Source organism: Chromohalobacter sp. 11-W, assembly GCF_029889905.1.
In the GTDB taxonomy this organism is placed as follows: Bacteria; Pseudomonadota; Gammaproteobacteria; order Pseudomonadales; family Halomonadaceae; genus Chromohalobacter.
Genome location: NZ_JARANZ010000015.1, coordinates 1 through 19,395, shown reverse-complemented (window position 1 = coordinate 19,395; position 19,395 = coordinate 1). Strand labels below are relative to the sequence as shown.

Genomic DNA, 19,395 nt, shown 5'->3' with positions numbered 1-19,395 from the left:
GGTAGTTGGGCACGTGGCACGACAAGCCACGGCCCAGACCGTAATCGCTCCAGGGAGAGGACCATGACGATATTCGAAGCACTGCGTGAAAGTCACGACAGGCAGCGCACCTTGCTCGATCTGCTGGTCAAGACGCATGGCGATAGCGATGGTCGCGACGAGTTGTTCAACCGCGTACGCGCCGAGCTGGAACATCATGCGGGGGCGGAAGAGCGCGCGCTCTACATCCCCATGATGGAACACGACATGACGCAGGAAAAAGCCCGCCACAGCGTGGCCGAGCATCACGAGATCGACGAACTGATCGAGACCCTGCAACAGACCGATTACAGCTCACCCGCCTGGCTAGCCACGGCGCGCCAACTGCAGGAAATGGTCACGCATCATCTCGACGAGGAAGAGCAGGAAGTCTTCCAACTGGCCGGTCGCGTCTTCGACGATGCGACCAAGCAGTCGCTGGCCGACACCTACCAGGAAGAGATGCAGCGCCTGGCATCTTGAGAGGAAGACTGAACGCCACGCCATAACGCGAATGCCCGGCGAGATATCCTCGCCGGGCATTCGTGTCTTTCGCCTCGCAGGTCGCAAGGCGAACGTTACAGGCTCGGTATCAGCGGTCCGATGCCACGCGGAAGCGCACCACGGCCTGATAAAGATCACCTGCTTGCGTTTCGAGCGAACCGGCAGCGCCCGCGGCCTGCTGTACCAGCGCCGCATTTTGCTGCGTGACCTGATCCATCTGCGTCACGGCCTGATTGACCTGCTCGATCCCCGAGGACTGCTCTTGTGAAGCAGCGGAGATTTCGGCCATCAAGTCGCTGACACGCTGGGCGCCGTCGCGGATCTCGCCCATCGCGCTATCGGCCTGGTCGACGAGCTCGGCACCAGCATTGACGTGGCTCACCGAACCTTCGATCAATGACTTGATATCGCGCGCGGCATCCGCGCTGCGGCTGGCCAGATTGCGCACTTCGCTGGCGACCACCGCGAAACCACGCCCCTGCTCGCCGGCACGCGCCGCTTCCACTGAGGCATTGAGCGCCAGCAGATTGGTCTGGAAGGCGATGTCATCGATCATCGAGATGATATCGGCCACCTTGCTGGAACTGCTGCGGATCTCGCCCATGGTGCTCACCACCTGGGAAATCACCTCCTGGCCATGCGCCACCGACGCCGTCGTGGCATCCGACACCTTATTGGCCTGATCGGCGTTTTCCGCGTTCTGCCGCACGGTAGCCGTCAACTCTTCCATGCTCGACGCGGTTTGTGCCAGCGACGCCGCCTGCTCCTCGGTCCGCGCGGAAAGATCGTTGTTGCCCGTGGCGATCTCGCGCGCGCCCTGGTCGATGGCTTCCCCGGATTCACGGATACGCGCGATCGTCTTGCTCAACTCGAGGCGCATGCGCTCGATGGCATACATCAGGCTGTGCGTATCGCCCTCACGCAACGCGGTGGGCGTGGTCAGATCGCCTTCGGCGATACGCCCCACGACACGAGCGGCTTCATCCGGCTCGCCTCCCAGGCTGCGATATACGTTGCGAATCACCAACAGGAAGGCTGCGGTCAGGAGACCACCCGCCACCAGCAAGACCAGCGCGTACTGCCACAACTTGTCGATGAAGGCCGACTGAATGTCGTTGGTATAGACACCCGCCGCCATGTTCCAGCCCCAAGGCTTGAAGCGTTCGACGTAGCTAAGCTTGGGAAATAGCGCGTCGCTGCTGGCATCACGCGAGGAATACGGCAGATAGCCGCCGCCCTCTCCGCCAAGCGAGGCCAGATCGCGATATACCGCGACGCCGTTGGGGTCCTCGTAGTCCGACATGTCCGAGCCCGCGTCACGACGCGGGTGATAGACGAGTTTCGCGTCAGCATCGAAGACGAAGACATAGTTGTCGCGATCGCTGCCGAAACGCATCGCGTCGAGATCCTCGGTGGCCCGCGCCTTGGCCTCTTCTTCACTCAACTCGCCCGCCGCAACCCGTTCTGCGTAGCCATCCAGCAAGGTATGCACCATGCCGATGGTGTTGGAAAGCGCCGCCTTACGCTCGTCGAACATCGTATTTCTGCTCTGCCACGCCATGCTGACCACGATGGCGATCATCACCAGCCACATCAGTGCCAGCGTCAGCCACAACTTGCGCTTGAGTGTCCACTGCGTACGTGTCGTCTCCGCATGAGAACCGTGCGATACCACCGGCGCCGTCGGTTCACCCGCGCGAGCGACCACGTTCGAATTAGCCATTAACCCCCCTTGACCCTTATTGCGTTTTCACAATCGATGACGAGGGGGTTATCGGCCGGATGCAGGGATTCTTGATAGGCACCGTACACGGTGAGTGCCCACTTCCTTTCCGAGTGACTAACCGAGCGCACCTCGCCCATTGGTCGAATAGGTTCAACATACGCGCAGATGAGTTCTACATTTAAAAAGACAAGGAGCCCGTCACACATCACATCCAACAAACGCAAAGGATCTTCCGCCATGCAGATGGGACGTCGCCAATTTCTCGCCACTTCCAGCGCCCTGGCTGCCACGGCCAGCTTCGCGCCGACGCTATTGGCGCAAACCAAAGGGGCCAGCACGCCGCAGCGTTATCCGGACGAGACCTGGGAAGTGCTCGACGATCGTTTCAAGCCCTATTACGTCTTCAACACGCCACTCGAACGGCAATGGACCGGGGGCCTTTGGCTCGAGGGCCCGGCCTGGAACGCCGTGGGCCGCTACGCCGTGTTCAGCGACATTCCCCGCGCCCGGCAGATGCGCTGGGATGAAGCCACGGGTGAAGTCAGCGTGCTGCGCGAAGGCGTCGGCCACTCCAACGGCAATAACTTCGACCGCTGGGGGCGACTGATAGCATGTGAGCACTCACCCGCACGCGTGGTGCGCTATGAATGGGATGGCAGCCTCTCGGTGCTGGCCACGCACTATCAGGGCAAGCGCCTCAATGCGCCCAACGATTTGGTGGCCCTCGACAACGGCGGCATTCTGTTCACCGACCCCGGCTACGGTGCGCACGTGGATTATGAAGGCCACAAACGCGAACTCGAGCTCGACCCGGCGATCTACTACATCGACGATGACCTCGACGAGCCACGCTTATTCTCCGACGAGCTCTACAAACCCAACGGCATTGCGCTCTCCGCCGACAAACGCACGCTCTACGCCAGCGACACCGCACCGTCCCATTATCCCGACCAGCCGGCCACCATCTCGCGATGGCGCCTGGCAGAGGACGGCACCGCACAAGGCAAGCGTGAGACGGTGATTTCGAGCAAGGACGAAGGCTACGACGGCATCGCGCTGGATCAAGACGGCAATGTCTGGGCCGGCGTGTCGGGCGGGAAAGGCAAGGACGGTGTCTCGGTCTTCACCGCTGACGGCGAGCGCCTGGCGCGCATTCTACTCCCGGAAGTCTGCGCCAATCTCTGCTTCGTGGGCGAGGACCGCAACCGCTTGCTGATGACGGCCAGCCAGTCGATTTACACGCTCTACACCGGTGCGCGCGGAGCCTAGGCACTGGCTGAAAAGTGCCTGCGCTCAATCATACGGCGTTAAAAATGGGCTCAAAGTACTCATTTACGATCTGTAAACTCCGTCTTTTCGCCAATTTTTGCCTTGTCTGATCATCGCTCGTCGACTTTTCAGACGAGTCCTAAGCACCGTTTTCCGCGCATCCGACATCCGCCCGGTTTCCATGAAACCGGGCATTTCGTGTTGTCCGGCAATGCGCGTTGAACTCAATGCGTGGCTCAGAAACTCGCCTGGAGCGTGGTGCCGGCGACCCAGGCGTTGTCGACCGAGTCCACCGCCGATGGATTGACCACGTACTGCAGGTTGGGCCGCAACGCCAAGTAGTTGGTCAGGTTGAAGCTGTAATAAATCTCGGCATCGTACTCATGGCCCTGGCGCGGCAGCGGCGAGGACAAACCGGCCGGTGTGGCGTTGTAGTAGTCGATGTAATCGTTGACGTCATCATTGACGTGGAGATAAGCCAACCCGATGCCGGCATCATCCTGCGGGCGGGCGTCGAATGGGCCCTCGTAGGTCGCACCAATCGATACGTAGCGATCGATACCCGCCGTATCGCCGTGATTGGCATTGCCCATGCTGAACAACGTCAGCCCGCGATCGGGATTGCCGCCGCGCGTCGTCACCTGCTGCTGAACCACGTAGTAGAGCCCGGTATTGGTGTCGCTGGTATCCGTCGCCGGGCCATCGCCATAGGCGCGATTCTCGACATTCTGTGTGTAGAAGCCCAGCTTGTAGGCGCCTTCCATGCCATTCAACGTCGGGGTGTACCCGAGCTCCACCGGGAAAAGCGTGCCTTCAGTACCGCTGGTGCGCAGGTCGAAGCCATTGTCGTTTTCCAGATTGCTGTCATTGATGTTGAAAGCACCCAATTGGGCATACCAATCGGACGCGAAATTCGTACGGATCACCGCCGCCCACTGCGAGATTGGCCAGTTATAGATATTGTTGCCCCAGTTGCCCGGCTGCGCCCCGCCGAACGCCAGGTTCTGGAAGTTACTGTCGATGGTGGCAAAGTCATCGCCGAAGGGAATCCGCCCCAGCTTGATAGCCAAGGCGTCGTCGAAGAACCGCTGGCGATACCAGAACTGCGTCAGTCGCGTGACCGGCCCTCGCCCCTGCACTTCCTGCACGTTGGAGCCACCGACCGTCGCGTCCGGGTCGCTGAGCCGGTCGTTGGCCGTATGGCCATTGCGGTTGACCATCGTCACCTGGAACTCGGCATCTGGAATACCGGCCAGCTTGTCGAGGTCGAAATTAGCTCCAACGGCGAACTGATCGGCGTACTTGGTCACGTGGCTGTCGCGGTAGCCGCCGTCGAGAATGGTGGCGGCCTCACCGACGTAGTCAAAACTGAAGGTAACGCCGGCATCTTCCAGCGCCGTGCGTTCTCCTCCCCAATCACCGAACATATAGGGAGAATTCGGCGCGAAGGCCGAGTAGGCATTGGCTGTACCGGCAATCAGGAAGCTGCCGATGATGACGAGTGGCGCGCCACCTGCGCGAAGCCTGCCGAACGTGCGCGAGGTCATGATGTTCCGTCCTCTTTTATTTAGCGTGTTATCAATAGCACGTTAATAATATTCTCGAATACGGAATCATGAAAGCCTCTCTTGCCCCGACAGCCCCTCTTGCTCTCAGACGTCGTCGATTATCCTCAGCGATACGGTTTTCATCTTGAGACCGGGCATTTTCATTACGCCGACCTCCCCTCTTGTGATGGTGCGCCCGGTTCGTACTGTAGAGGCATCGACATTGCTAATGCCGTATTAGCGATGCTTGCAGCCGCGCTACCCCCGCATACGGCTCTCGCAACGGCACAAAGCTAAAATGGGACGGGCCTCGCAATAACGCGTACCGCACGACGACCGTACCGCACAACAACAGAAGAGTAGGCGCACGACATGACCAATCAGGAATTCTTCGCCCAGTTGTGGGATGACTACGTCGCCATGACGCCCCAGGCGCAGCACATTCACGATGCCTTTCTGGCCGACGGCGAAACGATCATCAACGACCATGTCGCGTTTCGTACCTTCGACCGGGGGCCCATTCGCCTGGAAGCACTCGAACCGCATCTACTGGCGATGGGCTACACCCGCTTCGCCCCCTACGAGTTCGAGGCCAAGAAACTACGCGCCTTCGGCTACCTACCGCCCAGCGACGACCAGCCACGCGTATTCCTCTCCGAGCTCAAGTGCGACGAGCTTTCTGACCAGGCACAGGCCAGCATCGATGCGCTGATCGAGCAGATCGATCCACAGCAAGTCGCCTCGCCCGAGGTGCTCTGGGCCGGCCGGTTGTGGGAAGCGCCGAGTTTCGAGACCTACCAACAGTTGATGGCGGAAAGCGAATACGCCGCCTGGCTATCGATCATTGGCCTGCGTGCCAACCACTTCACCATCAGCGTCAATCGCTTCACGCAGTACGACACGCTGGAAAAAGTGCTCGCGAAGGTCGAAGCGCTGGGCATCGGCATCAATGACTCCGGCGGGCGTATCAAGGGCTCGCCCGAGGTCCTGCTCGAACAAGGCTCGACGCTGGCCGACCACCAGCCGTTCACCTTCGCCGGCGGTCAGACGGAAGAGATCCCGACCTGCTACTACGAGTTCGCCAAACGCTATCACGATGACGACGGCGAGCTTTATCAAGGCTTCGTCGCTGCCAGCGCGGACAAGATCTTCGAATCCACCGATGTGCGCGGCGAGCGCCCCGCGGAGCGTTGAACATGCTCGACGAGTGGCTCGCTTCGAGTCTCGACGCTGATCCCGTCGAGCCGCGCGAAGGACGCAGTGGAAAGGTGCCCGGCGGGCGCTATCGCCTGCACGCACCCGGCGTACTCGAACTGCTCCCCGATGAACTCGCCCCCGAGGCGCAGGCATGCGTCGTCTCGGCGGGTATCCACGGCAACGAGACCGCCCCCATCGAGCTCGTCGGCGCATGGCTGGCGCGTCTCGAGGCCGGCCAGCTCAGACTCGGCGCGCCGGTACTGGTGATTCTTGGCAACCTCGAGGCGATTCGTCAGGGAACGCGCTTTTGCACCACCAACCTCAACCGCCTTTTTCAGCAAGGCCTGGACCTGGAAGGTGACGAGCCCGACCGCGCTCGCGAGCTGATGACCGTCGTCGATGCCTTCTTCGCGCGCCATGCACTGCCGCGCGTGCATTACGACATGCACACCGCGATTCGCGACAGCCGCTATCCGCGCTTCGCCGTCGAGCCCTTCGCCGACGCCGAGACCGACCCCGCGCAATGGCATGGACTGGCCGCCGCTGGCATTCAAGCGGCCCTGCATCAGCACCGCCATAGCTGGACCTTCTCGCATTATTCCAAGCATTATCACGCCGCGCAGGCGTTCACGCTGGAACTCGGTAAGGTGCGCCCTTTCGGCGAGAACGACCTCGACGCGCTGGCGGGAATGCTCACACTGCTCGAGGCATTGCTCGAGGGCCGTCAGATGCCATCGGGAAATCTCGAGGATGTGCGTTTCTTCAGGGTCGTCAGCGAGCTGATGCGCCAGTCGCAGGACTTCGCGCTGTGCTTCTCCGAGCAGACGCCCAACTTCACCGAATTCGCCGTGGGCACCCAGCTCGCGCATGATGGTCAAGCTGGCGACACCGTCGTCGAAGAAGCGCCGGTGGCAGTGGTGTTCCCCAATGCCCAGGTGGAGCTCGGCGCACGCGCGGCGCTGCTGGTGCGCGCGTGCCCGCCGCCGACATGACATGACGCTTCCCAACCCAGTCCCCGCCGTCGTGAGCCACGTGGGCGGGAGGATGTAGCACAATGACAACAACGACAGGATGATTTTCATGCACAAGACGACGCATCCATACGACAAACGTCGTATCATCGGCCGCCAAATCGAGCCTGCTCGGTCGCCTGCGGCCTGCTAGAATCGCTCCCTTTTTGCGCTAGCCGCCCCAAGGTTGTCGCACCGCGCTCAATGGCTTCTTCATCGCCACCCGGTGTGCCGACCGTGACTTACCGCCACGTTTGGAGCTTTTCATGGCTGATACGCCCATTCCCCTCGAAGTACGAGACATCACCAAGCGCTTCGGTGACACCGAAGTCCTCAAGGGACTCTCTCTCACCGCCCACAAGGGTGACGTGATCACGCTCATCGGCGCCTCCGGTTCCGGCAAGAGCACCTTTCTGCGTTGCATGAATCTTCTCGAACAACCCAATGAAGGCGAGTTGATCGTGCATGGCGAAAACATCGCCTTCAAAACCACGCGTCGTGGCCGCGAGCCGGTCGACTGGAAACAGGTCGAGCGCATTCGCGCCAAGCTTTCGATGGTCTTCCAGAGCTTCAATCTCTGGGCCCACATGACACTGCTGGAGAACGTCACCGAAGCACCGATTCATGTGCTCGGCAAGTCGAAGCGCGAAGCGACCGAACACGCACGCCAACTCCTCGACCGTGTGGGGCTGCTCGACCACGCCGACTACTACCCGGCGCAAATGTCCGGCGGCCAGCAACAGCGTGGTGCCATCGCCCGGGCGCTGGCCATGGACCCGGAAGTGATGCTGTTCGATGAGCCGACCTCGGCGCTCGACCCCGAACTCGTCGGCGATGTGCTCAAGGTCATGCGCGACCTCGCCGAAGAGGGCCGCACCATGATCGTGGTAACCCACGAGATGAGCTTCGCCCGCGATGTCTCCTCGCAAGTGATCTACCTGCATCAGGGCATGGTCGAGGAAATCGGTCCGCCGAAAGAGGTCCTCGACAACCCGCAGTCGGACCGCCTCAAGCAGTTCCTGGCTCCGAAGCACTGACGCCCGACGGGAGAAAATCGCATGATCGACCTGCAGGGCTACGGCCCCCGGCTTCTCGAAGGCGCCCTGGTCACCTTGGAAGTGGCTGTGCTGTCGTTGTTGCTGGCTTTGATCCTCGGCCTGCTCACCGCCAGCGCCAAGCTGTCGCGCCACTGGCTGTTCCATCGCATCGCCACGCTCTACACCACGCTCATTCGCGGCGTGCCCGATCTCGTCTTGATGATGCTGCTATTCTTCGGCGGCCAGATAGGCGTCAACATGTTCACCGACTGGCTCTATTACCAGTTCGATGTGGATATCTTCATCAACATCAACGAGTTCATCGCCGGCGTGGTGACCATCGGCTTCATCTTCGGCGCCTACATGGGCGAAACGTTTCGCGGCGCTTTCTTGGCCGTCGACAGCGGCCAGATCGAGGCCGGACGTGCCTACGGGATGTCCAACCGGCTCATTTTTCGGCGCATTCAATTTCCGCAGATGATGCGCCACGCTCTTCCCGGGCTGGGCAATAACTGGATGGTACTGCTCAAGACCACTGCGCTGGTCTCGGTGATCGGGCTTTCCGACATGGTGCGTATCGCCGCCGAAGCGACCAAAGCCACGCACGAGCCGTTCTTGTTCATGATCCCGGTGGCCGTGGTGTATCTATTGATCGCCAGCGTTTCGGAGTGGATCGTCGCGCGGCTGCAAAAACACTATAACGTCGGTTTCGGGGAGGCGGACGAATGGAACAACTAAACGCCTGGTTCACCGAACTACTCTCGGACAATGCCATCTTCACGGCCAATACGCTCGGCTACTACCTCGACGGGCTGGGCAGCACCGTGCGTCTGGTATTTCTGTCTCTGATCATCGGCTTGGTACTGGCAGTACCGCTCGCCATCGCACGGGGCTCGCGTCGCAAGTGGATCAAGTGGCCCGTGTTCCTCTACACCTATGTGTTTCGTGGCACCCCCCTGTTGATCCAGCTGTACCTGATCTACTACGGCGTGGTGTTCATCGAAGGCATTCAGGACACCTTCTTGTGGGCGATCCTCAAGGATGCCTTCTACCCGGCGCTGATCGCCTTCACGCTCAACACCGCCGCCTATACCACCGAGATCTTCCACGGCGCGATCAAGGCCACGCCGCGCGGTGAGATCGAAGCGGCGCGCGCCTACGGCATGTCACGCGCGCTGATGATGCGGCGCATCATCATGCCCAGTGCCTTCCGACGCGCCCTGCCGGCTTACGGCAACGAGGTAATCTTCATGCTCCACGCCAGCGCCATCGCCAGCGTGGTAACGATCATGGACCTCACCGGGGCCGCACGGTTCGTCTATGCACGCTTCTACGCGCCCTTCGACGCCTTCCTTTTCGTGGCGGCGATTTACCTGTGCCTGACCTTCGCCATCCTGTATCTCTTCCGCTATCTGGAAAAGAAACTCCTGGCGCATCTCAAACCGCTGAACGGGTGACACCCAGCCTGCCGCGGCCCATATCATGGGCACGCGGCAGGCCACACCCGCCGAACGACATCCCAATGAGGCTTACCATGAAAAAGCTCCTGGCGCTGACTCTTCTAGGCGTGGTCATGACGACCGCAACCGCTCAGGCCCGCGATACCGACGAAGTACGCCTGGCCATCGACGTGCCTTACGAGCCCTTTGTGTATCGCACACCGGCAGGCGAGCTGGAAGGTTTCGAGATCGACCTCGGCAATGAACTGTGCAAACGCGCCAACCTCGACTGCACCTGGGTCGAGCAATCCTGGGACGGCATCATCCCCGGCCTGCTCTCGCGCAAATACGACGCCATTCTCTCCTCGATGGCCATCACGCCCGAGCGTGAAAACCAAGTACTGTTTTCGATCCCCTACTACAACACCCCCAGCGTCTGGATCACGCGTCGCGATCGCGACATCGACATCAACGACAAGGACGCGCTCGAAGGGCTCAGCGTCGGCGTGCAGCGCGGCACCATCCGCGATAGCTATGTCACGCAGATGTACGGCGACACCCTCGATATCCACCGCTATTCATCCTCCCAGGACGTCGCCAACGACCTGATGTCGGGGCGCCTGGACTTGTCCTTCGAGGACTATCCCCTCGCCGTGGATACCTTCCACTTCAAGGATGACGACAGCGAATTCAAGAAGATCGGCGAGAGCATCAAGAAGCCCGTCTCGATCTTCGGCAAAGGCGCGGCCATGGCGTTTCGCAAGCGCGATAAGGAACTCGCGGAGAAATTCAATCAGGCCATTCGCGACGTCTATGCCGACGGCACCTACGAAAAGCTGATGAAGCAATACTTCGACTACGACCTGTCGCTGCCCGTCGGCGAAAAATGACCGTTTGCCGGCGGCAAAACGCCGCCGGCATTCACGAGGACACCCCATGCAACACCATGCCCATCCTCTGCTGAGCCCCGTCCCCGGGACTCAGCGCAGCCTGGAGAGTTTTCACTTCGGGCCCGCCGAGGCGGAAAAGCGTGTCTACATCCAAGGCTCGCTGCATGCCGATGAACTCCCCGGCATGCTGGTCGCCTGGACCCTCAAGCAGCGCCTGAAAGCGCTGGAAGAGGCCGGACAGCTCAAGGCGCACGTCATCGTGGTGCCGATCGCCAACCCCATCGGGCTCGATCAGCAACTGATGGACATCCCACTGGGGCGCTACGATTTCGAGAGCGTCAGCAACTTCAACCGGGGCTATCGCGACGTCACCGAGCGCATCGCTGAAGGGCTGGAAAGCGCGCTGACGCAGGATGCCGAACACAACCGGGCCGAGATTCGTCGGCGCTTCATTGCTGCCCTCGATGAACAGCCGGCGACCTCGGCCTACGCGTCTCTGCACCTGACGCAGCAACGCCTGGCCTGCGACGCGGATTTCATTCTCGATCTGCACTGCGATTTCAACGCCGTCGAACACCTCTACACCACCCCGGCGGCATGGCCCGACTTCGAGCCCCTGGCGCGTTATTTCGGCGCCAAGGCCAGCATGCTCGCCACCGACTCCGGCGGCGGCTCGTTCGACGAGTGCTTCACCCTGGTCTGGGAGCAACTGCGCGAGCGCTTCGGCGACCGCTACCCCATCCCCTACGGCAGCCAATCGATCACGCTCGAACTACGCGGCCAACAGGATGTCGCCCGCGACATCGCCGAACGCGATGCCGAGGCGATTCTCGACTGGATGCGTTACCACGCCCTGATCGACGGCGAGGCACCGCCCCTGCCGGCATTGCCATACCCCGCCACCGAGCTCGCCGCCATGGACTTTCTCCGCGCCCCCGCGGGCGGCGTCGTGGTCTTCCATCGTACGCCGGGGGAAGAAGTCAAAAGCGGCGACCTGATCGCCGAGATCATCGACCCCATCAGCGACGCCGTACACCCCGTGCGTGCCGAGCAAGACGGCATGTTCTACGCCCGCACCCAGCGCAGAATGGCCACCGCCGGAATGATCATCGCCGACGTCGCCGGCCACCACGCACACCGCAGCGGCTACCTGCTCGCGCCGTGAAATGGGCTAATCCTCGAATGCATTAGCAAGACAGCAAAATTAAGCGACGGCAGAAATGTGCGGTTACAGATAGAGCATCATCTAACACTCGATTGTAGCCAGGCCCCGCTTTCACATTTCAGGCGCTTTGCGTCAATGCTGCCGCTTACGCGTGCACTGGAGAGCACGATGGCTTGATCCGTGGCCACGAGCTGGCCGGTGACACTGCCGGCAACGCAAATCGTACGCGCCTCGATACGCGGAGATACGCTGCCCGCTTCGTTGACCATGACAGAGTGCTCCCAGGCCGTGACATGGCCTACGATGGCGCCACTGATGACCAGCGCTTCATGAGCACTCACATCACCGTCGATACGCAGCGTCGAACCAATCAGGCTTCCGCCGGACGCGGGCAAACCTTGGGTGGTCTCTGTCGGTGAGGGTGTCGGTAAATCAACCTTGGCTGGATTTTGCGGCTGATTCGGCAGGTTGGAGGCTTCTGTGGAGGGAGGGCAGTGTCGCTGTTGCAGACGCCAGGAAGACGGCTGGGCTGCGGAAGCACGATTTTTGATACGCCTCTTGCCGTCCAACACAATGATGATGAGCGCTATCAAGCTCAAGACGAAAAATACATCCCCGCCCCCCATAATTGCCCCTTGGCCAGCATAGAATGCACAAGTATAGGCAGGTTTCTACACACTGAGAAAACACGACTAACAGGTCTTTTCGTCAGCTACTCATCCTTTTGATCTCAAGCTGGCAAGGCAAGATTTCCTGGTGCCGTTGTTTTTTCTCACGCGACTCGGACCTTCCCCTATGTTCAGCAAGCACAAACCTGACAGTGTTCCTGCCGACCATACGGTGCCGCCTCCCACCTCACCCAAAAGCACCACCCAAGCGGACGTCCCACGAGATAAGGCCGGACGATCCGCTATCATCGGCGCTCAAACCAGCATTAAAGGTAGCGTCATCGGTGAGGAAGAACTGGTTATCGATGGCCAGGTAGTAGGCACCGTAGAATTCAAGAACAACTCGGTCAGCATTGGCAAGGCCGGCCGCGTGGAGGGGGATATCTATGCCCAAACGCTACACGTAGCAGGGCATGTCGAAGGCCGACTGATCGCCTCTCACAAAATTTCCATCCATCATACGGCATATATCGTTGGCACCATCATCACCCCCTGCCTGGTGCTGGAAGACGGAGCCGTCTTTCAGGGCAGCATCGATATGGACGCCGAAAACGAAGCCCTGCTCTCCGCATTTGAAGGAGAGATTGGCAAGACGACGCCTCATCACGCTCAGGACCGGGAAGACGCGGTGGATGATTTTGATGAAGCCGACGCGACAACGCCGTCCACTGAGGAAGACATATATCACGAGGATAAACCTTGAACCCTTGCCTCCGCGCAGCAATCGCCACCGACAACGGGTAGCCCACGCTGCCCGTTGCGTTGCAAGTAAGCCAGCACTTACCACCCTCGCCCGCCGATAACCACCGCTCTCTCCAAGCCACGAACTGCATCGATAAACAGCGCCTTATCCGCTTTGCTGACAGACCTCATCCCACCTAGTATGAAACTCTAAGGTCGCTTAGACGGCTCGAAAAAATAACCGATACGCACGGGACTACCGCATCAATACGATATGCAGTGGCCTTAGCGGTAGCGTGCCTGCTGACCGCACCCGACGCCCCAAGCGTGACGGAAATCGTCAAAAGCAGCAGGCACGCGAACTCTGCATAACGCGCCGAACCATTCTTAGCATGGCTTAAAATCAATGAGTTAGGTGCGTAAAGCAAGCTAGATAAGATTTATTGAACGCGCGCGCTCGTTCAAGTAGCAAAACGAGCGCGCTATCTAATACCTGTTAGGCGGTATGCATGGCAGATGATCTAGAGCAATTCAACACACATCAGCAAGACCTCAGAAACAGAGCTCAGTCGCTCGTCCGAGCAATATTTGTTTTATCCGGCGGCGCATTGACGGTTTCTATAGGTGTTTTCGCCGGCCCCAATGGCCAGACGCTCGGTTGCAAAGAGACTTTACTGCTGCAAATCTCTTGGTTGAATTTATTCATCTGTATTTTGCTTTTCGCCTTCTCGCTCACAGTGATCATTCAAAGGGACTACGACTTTGGTGAGCGATGGAGACGAAAGAGGAAGGAAGCAAAACAAAAAACAGTAGAGAAAGAAGAGATTGACGAAATGCGCCCAGAAATGGAACGCCTAATATGGCGACTGTCGTATGGCGGGCTAGTAGCATTCTGTATTGGGATGCTAGGGCTTGCAGTCGTTGCAATCTCGGTTGTCGGTAATGCCTAACGAGGCGCTGCAGTTGACCGCCCAAATCGCTGGCGCGCTTTGGGTTCCCTCCGCGGCCTTCGGCTGCTCCGGCGGCAACTGAGCTTCGGCGTTATGAGTCAGGCAGACCAGAGTAACTTTTATGGATGAGCATCTTCAGAAAGTATTTGATCGAATAAAGCAGGAATTGAATCATATCCACTACAGGTGGACTCTATATCGCCAAATGTTTGGAACAAACCCTAGTAGGATTGAGCTAATAAACAAAACATCCTCAAATATTTTTGTGGAGTTTCAATGGTTAGTGATTGACCACATGGTTATGTCGTTAAGCAAATTAACTGACAGAGCTAGAATGGGAGGTAATGATAATCTCTCATATCACTACCTAATTGAAAAAGTTAGAGCAAGCGGAAATGAAGAGCTTGCTGACGAACTACAAGTTGAACTCGATGAATTAACAGTTGCTTGTGAAAAATTTAGGGAATTACGAAACAAGCGAGTTGCTCATAATGATTTAGTGGTCGCATTAGATGAAGATGGCTCACCTCTCCCAGGTGTATCGAGAGCAGATATTGAAGCAGCTCTAATCCACGCCCGAAATATAATGAACAAAGTTGAATTACACTTTAATGACAGTCAGACGCTATACGAGGAAATAATTCTACCTCTTACAAATGACGGGCGATCAGTTCTTATTTGGCTGCAAAAGGGTTTAATGTACGAACAGCTTGAAGACGAAGGGGTTATTGAAAGAGGCAAATGGAGAGAGCTGGGTGACCTCGACTCATAACAATCACGGGTTAGGGATTCGTTACCTCACCCCAACCGAAAAGCGTTATACGTCATACGTCCCCCTAAGGAATTAAGTAGCAATGTCTACCTACAGCAATAAGTACGAAGAATTCTTGTTTCACCGGATTGATGATTCAGATTTTCTGACAGGTTTTCTTATTGGGCACTTGGTGATAGAACATCTTCTTGAAGAAATAGTCCTAAGTTATGACAGCAAGCTCAAAGAACATTTTCTGTCATTAACCCATAGTAGAAAAATCACCCTTATAAAATCTTTGGGCTTGATACCGGATGATGTGGCGAACTGCCTCCAAAGTATTAATAATATGAGAAATAATTTTGCTCATAAACTAGGCTATGCACCAAATAAAGGTGAATTACTAAACCTAATATCTAAATGCAGGGCTAGCTTTAACGACATGACTGACGGCCTTGAGCAGCTTTACGGAGCTCTAACAGACTCGGATAATCTACTTGAAGCCCAAGAGAATCACGGAGTCGGTCTGGCCGACCTATTTATTCAGGTGGTTTACGATCTAGAGGCATACGCAAATAAAGATGTCTAGGCAGAAAGCGTATAACAAACCGCTCAAATTCGTTCCGGCCACAAAAAGCGTGGCCTCCACCGGACTCGCTAACGCTCGCCGTTTAGCGGGGCGTTATACGACACTCAAGGTCCGGCATTGGCCCCTTACGGACTTTGTAAATATAGTCTCGTAGAGAAATTTGAAATCTATACCTAAGTGGGGAAATATGCAGGCACCATTTGAGCTTTCTGAGGGTAAGCGCCGACTGGAAGGAATTATCAATCAGTTTCCTTCAGAGAGTCCGTATTGGAATGAAGCGCAGAATAGATTTCAGTTTATTGATAGGCTCTTGACGGAATGTCTCGGATGGGAGAAGCCAGATATAAGTGTTGAAGAACATGATGATTTTGGAGGAAGGTCAGATTATCTTTTAGGAACTCCGCCAAAAGCGATACTAGAAGCAAAAAAAGAAGCCAAGGAGTTTGAGAATCTTCCCTCGGGTTACCCAGGCCGGGTGCGTAAAATTCAGCCACTATTACAAGCCTCTAAGAATTTTGCTGATGCAGTGCGTCAAGTTGTTTCATATTGCGCTTTTCACGGTGCATCGATTGCAATAGTTTGTAATGGTCCTCAATTAGCTGTTTTCCAAGCTATCATTCCTGGCCAATCACCGCTGGAAGGAGAGTGTTATTTTTTTAATGGCTTTGATTCGTATATTAATGATTTTTCGCTACTTTGGAGATTGCTTTCACCGGAAGGAATTACTGAGAACTATGCATTCCGAGAGTTATCACTACATCGTAATCCTAGAATACCACCAAAAGCCAGTACATCTATACCGGAGCCCCATAAATACCGATATAGAACTAATTTTCAAGAGAACTTAAGGTCACTATCCTCACTTCTTTTAGAAGAAATAGAAGATAATCCTGATATTAAATCCTCATTCTATAAAGAGTGTTACGTACCTATAGAAGCCAACAATAGAAACTTGTTGCTAAGTAAAAATATAATTGCATCAAGATACAACCGTGCTGTTGACGGAAATGTAGCTCCTTCTGCCCTCGAAACAGTCGCAAAAACAGAGAAAGATGGAGATCTATCGATTGATGACCCAGCCCTGACGGGGTCAGGAAGTTCAAGGCCAATCGTCGTTATTGGTGATGTCGGGGTAGGGAAGACATCGTTCTTCGAAAATCTCTTTGAAAGCTTGGAAGCGACAGAGAAATCGAAAACTCTTTTCATTCATTTGAACCTAGGCATAAAAGCCAATCTTTCCGACGATATAAAATCGTTTGTCTTGTCTGAGATTCCAGCAGTCCTAAAAAATCATTATGATATTGATATTTTTTCTTCAGATTTCGTTAATTCTGTATATTATCGGGATCTCGACGATTTTGACAAGAGCGTAAAAGGACAACTTAAGAAAATAGATGAAAATGAATATTATCGTGAACGGATTAAATTTTTATCCAAAAAAATTGAAGACACTGACAGGCACCTCCAAGCATCTCTTGGTCATATCGCCAGAGGACAAAATAAGCAAATTATTTTGGTAATGGATAACGCGGATCAGCGCTCCTTGAGCGTACAGCAGGAGGCGTTTTTAATTGCGCAAGAACTAGCTGCCTCTCGGAACATCTTAGTATTTATAGCATTACGCCCAAGTACGTTTTATTTATCAAAGGAAGCTGGCGCACTCGCCGCTTACCAGAATAAGGTGTTGACTGTGGCACCACCTCCTGCTGATGAGGTAGTGCAAAGAAGGCTTATATTTGCTACTCGAGTAGCAGAAGGAAAGGTTGACCCGGCCAGCTTAGAAGGAATTCGCCTGAATCTAGGAAACGTTGTGCTATTCCTTAAAACTACATTGCGTTCTATACGCAACCGTGAGGATATAAGACAGTTTCTAAGCAACATAACTGGCGGAAATACACGTAGTGTTATAGAGCTTATATCGAGCTTTTTTGGTAGCCCGAATGTCGATTCTGAAAAAATTGTTTCTCTTGAAGAGAGATTCGGTAACTACAAAATTCCATTGCATGAATTCACAAAGCACGCATTACTTGGAGAGTATGCGTATTTTAATACCCATTCTTCATTGCTAGCATGCAATATATTTGATGTAAGCGTGGCCGATCCCCGCGAGCATTTTTTGTCCAGCCTCATAGTTGCGTTTCTCAGCTCAAACACGAAAATTACAGATAGTGACGGATTTTGCAGAGGTCAAGATATCCTTACAGAGATGTCTTATAACGGGTTTGTTGAGGATCAGGTTCGTAATTCTCTTAGAGTTCTCTCACATAAACGGCTAATTGAAACTCCTCATGCCCATTATCGGGAAATAGAGGTTCCAGACCATGAATCTCCGGAGCAATTTCATTTTAGGGTTACGTCTATTGGAGTATATCATATACGGTATTGGTCTGGTTCTTTTGCATTCTTAGATGCAGTATCGATAGACACTCCCATATTTGATGAGGAAGCTCGAGATAAAGTTTCAAAACTTTCGGCTTCTTTTAATATTCGATCCCGTTTTGAGAAAACGGTCTGTTTTAGGAAGTATTTGGAAGAGCAATGGCACATCTCCAATTTCTCCGCTAGCTACTATGATTTCCCATCCTTAATTAGTAGCCAAAACTACACTTTTTTATCTGTGGAAAGATTTATTTATCAAAAGAAACCTGGATAAATTAAATATAGGTTCTGTTTTGAGCGGGCGCAAACAATTGAGGGCATGATTAAATGCCGTATAACCAATGCAGGCACGGCGACGCCCATTACATTGCGCCTTTGGCTCTATTCCATGGGCGCGCATGCTGCTGGCGTTGGCTCGATATAGTTAGGTGATTAGTTTTGGCGAAATATCAGATTTTTATTTCATCTACCTATGAGGATTTGGTCCCAGAGAGAGATCAAGTTATTCAGGCCGTGCTAGAAATGGGCCATATTCCCGTAGGTATGGAAATGTTCAGCGCGGCTGATGAGCAGCAGTGACAGATCATCAAAAAGCAAATAGATGAATCTGACTATTACGTTGTCCTGGTGGCTCACCGTTATGGGTCAATGGACGGCGACGTTAGCTACACCGAGAAAGAATACGATTATGCGGTAGCGAAGAAACTTCCAATTCTAGGGTTCGTTCTGGATTCTGAGGCGGATTGGCCGGATAAATGGATCGAGAATAATAGAGACATACGTGGCAGGCTCGATAGCTTTCGATCTAAAGTTTCTTCTAAAATGGTGAGCTATTGGAAGTCTCCGGAAGATCTTTATGGGCGTTGCGGAATTGCTCTGATGAAGGCGTTTTCGGCCTATCCAAGGGAGGGCTGGGTAAGATGACACGAGTCATATGACGGCGGAAATTACGCGCCTGAGTAGTGAGAACGGAAGGCTGCGATCGCTTTTAGATGATGCAACTACGGCTGCGGTTGACACTAACGAAAAGCGCGTGAACGACGTGATTGATGCGTTGCGTCGAAATGACAGGAGAGTGCACGTCTGGCTCAACAAAAAGAATGATTGGGGCGATGGGATTCCAACGAGCTTGCTCGCCATTTTTGAGACCATAGCCCCTGATCTGCTTGATGAGGCGTCATATCCCACTATTGCTAGCACTTTAGCTTTGCACTACGCAGGTGATGGCTATAGAAAACGATGGCCCGTACCCACCAACTTTCTACGCTATTACATCGCAGATTTGGCGAGTCTCGATCTAGTGACTAATTCGTCAAAACGACATAGCGTACAAGACACTGAAGCTTACTGGATGCTCACAGATTTTGGACGTGAAGTGCATGGAAAGATTCGTCAAAACGAACTATTACATGGCGCCACGGACTTCAACGAAGAGCCTGAAATTGACGGGCAAGACCCGGAATGTGAACTGCACCCCGAAAGTTGGACACCCAATCCAACCTTCGGGGTGTTTCTATGAAGAACCAGTACAGCGACCAGTTTAAGTGGCAAGTGGTGCAGCAATACCTGAGTGGA

The 19,395-nt window shown here is 55.2% G+C and carries 18 protein-coding genes; 15 read left to right on the top strand and 3 right to left on the bottom strand.

Translation table 11 applies throughout. The features are described 5' to 3' along the window. Nucleotides 1-63: 63 nt before the first annotated feature. A complete protein-coding gene (locus OP494_RS16400) occupies nt 64-501 on the top strand; it encodes a hemerythrin domain-containing protein (RefSeq protein WP_280542489.1) in 438 nt (145 codons plus the stop codon). 109 nt (nt 502-610) lie between these two features. On the opposite strand, the gene OP494_RS16395 is transcribed toward OP494_RS16400, so the two are convergent. Continuing rightward, the gene (locus OP494_RS16395; RefSeq protein ID WP_280542487.1) at nt 611-2,245 is read right to left on the bottom strand and encodes a methyl-accepting chemotaxis protein; all 1,635 of its coding nucleotides are present in this window, start codon (nt 2,243-2,245) and stop codon (nt 611-613) included. A gap of 240 nt (nt 2,246-2,485) precedes the next feature. Here OP494_RS16395 and OP494_RS16390 point away from each other — a divergent pair, with 240 nt between their 5' ends. Further along, entirely contained in the window at nt 2,486-3,517 is a 1,032-nt protein-coding gene (locus OP494_RS16390) for an SMP-30/gluconolactonase/LRE family protein (protein ID WP_280542485.1), read from the top strand. A gap of 236 nt (nt 3,518-3,753) precedes the next feature. On the opposite strand, the gene OP494_RS16385 is transcribed toward OP494_RS16390, so the two are convergent. After that, entirely contained in the window at nt 3,754-5,064 is a 1,311-nt protein-coding gene (locus OP494_RS16385; protein ID WP_280542483.1) for a carbohydrate porin, read from the bottom strand. Nucleotides 5,065-5,436: 372 nt separating this feature from the next. Here OP494_RS16385 and OP494_RS16380 point away from each other — a divergent pair, with 372 nt between their 5' ends. The 7 genes from OP494_RS16380 (at nt 5,437) to OP494_RS16350 (ending at nt 11,802) form a co-directional block, all read left to right on the top strand. After that, entirely contained in the window at nt 5,437-6,258 is an 822-nt protein-coding gene (locus OP494_RS16380) for a DUF1338 domain-containing protein (RefSeq protein ID WP_280542482.1), read from the top strand. Nucleotides 6,259-6,260: 2 nt separating this feature from the next. Further along, the gene (locus OP494_RS16375; RefSeq protein WP_280542481.1) at nt 6,261-7,253 is read left to right on the top strand and encodes a succinylglutamate desuccinylase; all 993 of its coding nucleotides are present in this window, start codon (nt 6,261-6,263) and stop codon (nt 7,251-7,253) included. A gap of 284 nt (nt 7,254-7,537) precedes the next feature. After that, nucleotides 7,538-8,308, top strand: coding sequence for an ATP-binding cassette domain-containing protein (locus tag OP494_RS16370; protein ID WP_246895451.1), 771 nt, complete (start codon nt 7,538-7,540; stop codon nt 8,306-8,308). A 21-nt stretch (nt 8,309-8,329) separates the two neighbouring features. After that, entirely contained in the window at nt 8,330-9,046 is a 717-nt protein-coding gene (locus OP494_RS16365) for an ABC transporter permease (RefSeq protein ID WP_040242856.1), read from the top strand. Further along, nucleotides 9,034-9,765 carry an ABC transporter permease gene (locus OP494_RS16360; protein ID WP_040242858.1) on the top strand — a complete coding sequence of 244 codons (732 nt, stop codon included), beginning with the start codon at nt 9,034-9,036 and terminating at the stop codon, nt 9,763-9,765. The genes OP494_RS16365 and OP494_RS16360 overlap by 13 nt, the downstream gene beginning before the upstream one ends. Before the next feature lie 77 nt (nt 9,766-9,842). Further along, nucleotides 9,843-10,637 carry a transporter substrate-binding domain-containing protein gene (locus tag OP494_RS16355; RefSeq protein ID WP_280542480.1) on the top strand — a complete coding sequence of 265 codons (795 nt, stop codon included), beginning with the start codon at nt 9,843-9,845 and terminating at the stop codon, nt 10,635-10,637. Between the two features lie 46 nt (nt 10,638-10,683). Beyond that, nucleotides 10,684-11,802, top strand: a complete 1,119-nt coding sequence (locus OP494_RS16350) for a M14 family metallopeptidase (protein ID WP_280542478.1) — start codon at nt 10,684-10,686, stop codon at nt 11,800-11,802. Nucleotides 11,803-11,879: 77 nt separating this feature from the next. Here the strand turns inward: OP494_RS16350 and OP494_RS16345 are convergent, their stop codons facing one another. Then, a complete protein-coding gene (locus OP494_RS16345; RefSeq protein WP_280542475.1) occupies nt 11,880-12,428 on the bottom strand; it encodes a polymer-forming cytoskeletal protein in 549 nt (182 codons plus the stop codon). Between the two features lie 169 nt (nt 12,429-12,597). On the opposite strand from OP494_RS16345, the gene OP494_RS16340 reads away from it, so the two are divergent. From OP494_RS16340 to OP494_RS16315, 6 genes are all read left to right on the top strand, one after another. Then, nucleotides 12,598-13,173 carry a polymer-forming cytoskeletal protein gene (locus OP494_RS16340; protein ID WP_280542472.1) on the top strand — a complete coding sequence of 192 codons (576 nt, stop codon included), beginning with the start codon at nt 12,598-12,600 and terminating at the stop codon, nt 13,171-13,173. A gap of 487 nt (nt 13,174-13,660) precedes the next feature. Beyond that, nucleotides 13,661-14,101: a hypothetical protein gene (locus OP494_RS16335; RefSeq protein WP_280542469.1), complete on the top strand. Its 441-nt coding sequence runs from the start codon at nt 13,661-13,663 to the stop codon at nt 14,099-14,101. Between the two features lie 121 nt (nt 14,102-14,222). Further along, complete coding sequence (locus OP494_RS16330; RefSeq protein ID WP_280542468.1) at nt 14,223-14,873, top strand: hypothetical protein; 651 nt, start codon at nt 14,223-14,225, stop codon at nt 14,871-14,873. Between the two features lie 82 nt (nt 14,874-14,955). Further along, the gene (locus tag OP494_RS16325; RefSeq protein WP_280542466.1) at nt 14,956-15,441 is read left to right on the top strand and encodes a hypothetical protein; all 486 of its coding nucleotides are present in this window, start codon (nt 14,956-14,958) and stop codon (nt 15,439-15,441) included. 187 nt (nt 15,442-15,628) lie between these two features. After that, a complete protein-coding gene (locus OP494_RS16320; RefSeq protein WP_280542464.1) occupies nt 15,629-18,094 on the top strand; it encodes a hypothetical protein in 2,466 nt (821 codons plus the stop codon). Nucleotides 18,095-18,853: 759 nt separating this feature from the next. After that, complete coding sequence (locus OP494_RS16315; protein WP_280542462.1) at nt 18,854-19,339, top strand: hypothetical protein; 486 nt, start codon at nt 18,854-18,856, stop codon at nt 19,337-19,339. The last annotated feature ends 56 nt before the right edge of the window (nt 19,340-19,395 follow it).

Bases quoted from the DNA above. Each gene is read 5' to 3' on its own strand.
- OP494_RS16400 (WP_280542489.1), top strand. From the start codon at position 64: ATGACGATATTCGAAGCACTGCGTGAAAGTCACGACAGGCAGCGCACC.
- OP494_RS16395 (WP_280542487.1), bottom strand. From the start codon at position 2,245: ATGGCTAATTCGAACGTGGTCGCTCGCGCGGGTGAACCGACGGCGCCG.
- OP494_RS16390 (WP_280542485.1), top strand. From the start codon at position 2,486: ATGCAGATGGGACGTCGCCAATTTCTCGCCACTTCCAGCGCCCTGGCT.
- OP494_RS16385 (WP_280542483.1), bottom strand. From the start codon at position 5,064: ATGACCTCGCGCACGTTCGGCAGGCTTCGCGCAGGTGGCGCGCCACTC.
- OP494_RS16380 (WP_280542482.1), top strand. From the start codon at position 5,437: ATGACCAATCAGGAATTCTTCGCCCAGTTGTGGGATGACTACGTCGCC.
- OP494_RS16375 (WP_280542481.1), top strand. From the start codon at position 6,261: ATGCTCGACGAGTGGCTCGCTTCGAGTCTCGACGCTGATCCCGTCGAG.
- OP494_RS16370 (WP_246895451.1), top strand. From the start codon at position 7,538: ATGGCTGATACGCCCATTCCCCTCGAAGTACGAGACATCACCAAGCGC.
- OP494_RS16365 (WP_040242856.1), top strand. From the start codon at position 8,330: ATGATCGACCTGCAGGGCTACGGCCCCCGGCTTCTCGAAGGCGCCCTG.
- OP494_RS16360 (WP_040242858.1), top strand. From the start codon at position 9,034: ATGGAACAACTAAACGCCTGGTTCACCGAACTACTCTCGGACAATGCC.
- OP494_RS16355 (WP_280542480.1), top strand. From the start codon at position 9,843: ATGAAAAAGCTCCTGGCGCTGACTCTTCTAGGCGTGGTCATGACGACC.
- OP494_RS16350 (WP_280542478.1), top strand. From the start codon at position 10,684: ATGCAACACCATGCCCATCCTCTGCTGAGCCCCGTCCCCGGGACTCAG.
- OP494_RS16345 (WP_280542475.1), bottom strand. From the start codon at position 12,428: ATGGGGGGCGGGGATGTATTTTTCGTCTTGAGCTTGATAGCGCTCATC.
- OP494_RS16340 (WP_280542472.1), top strand. From the start codon at position 12,598: ATGTTCAGCAAGCACAAACCTGACAGTGTTCCTGCCGACCATACGGTG.
- OP494_RS16335 (WP_280542469.1), top strand. From the start codon at position 13,661: ATGGCAGATGATCTAGAGCAATTCAACACACATCAGCAAGACCTCAGA.
- OP494_RS16330 (WP_280542468.1), top strand. From the start codon at position 14,223: ATGGATGAGCATCTTCAGAAAGTATTTGATCGAATAAAGCAGGAATTG.
- OP494_RS16325 (WP_280542466.1), top strand. From the start codon at position 14,956: ATGTCTACCTACAGCAATAAGTACGAAGAATTCTTGTTTCACCGGATT.
- OP494_RS16320 (WP_280542464.1), top strand. From the start codon at position 15,629: ATGCAGGCACCATTTGAGCTTTCTGAGGGTAAGCGCCGACTGGAAGGA.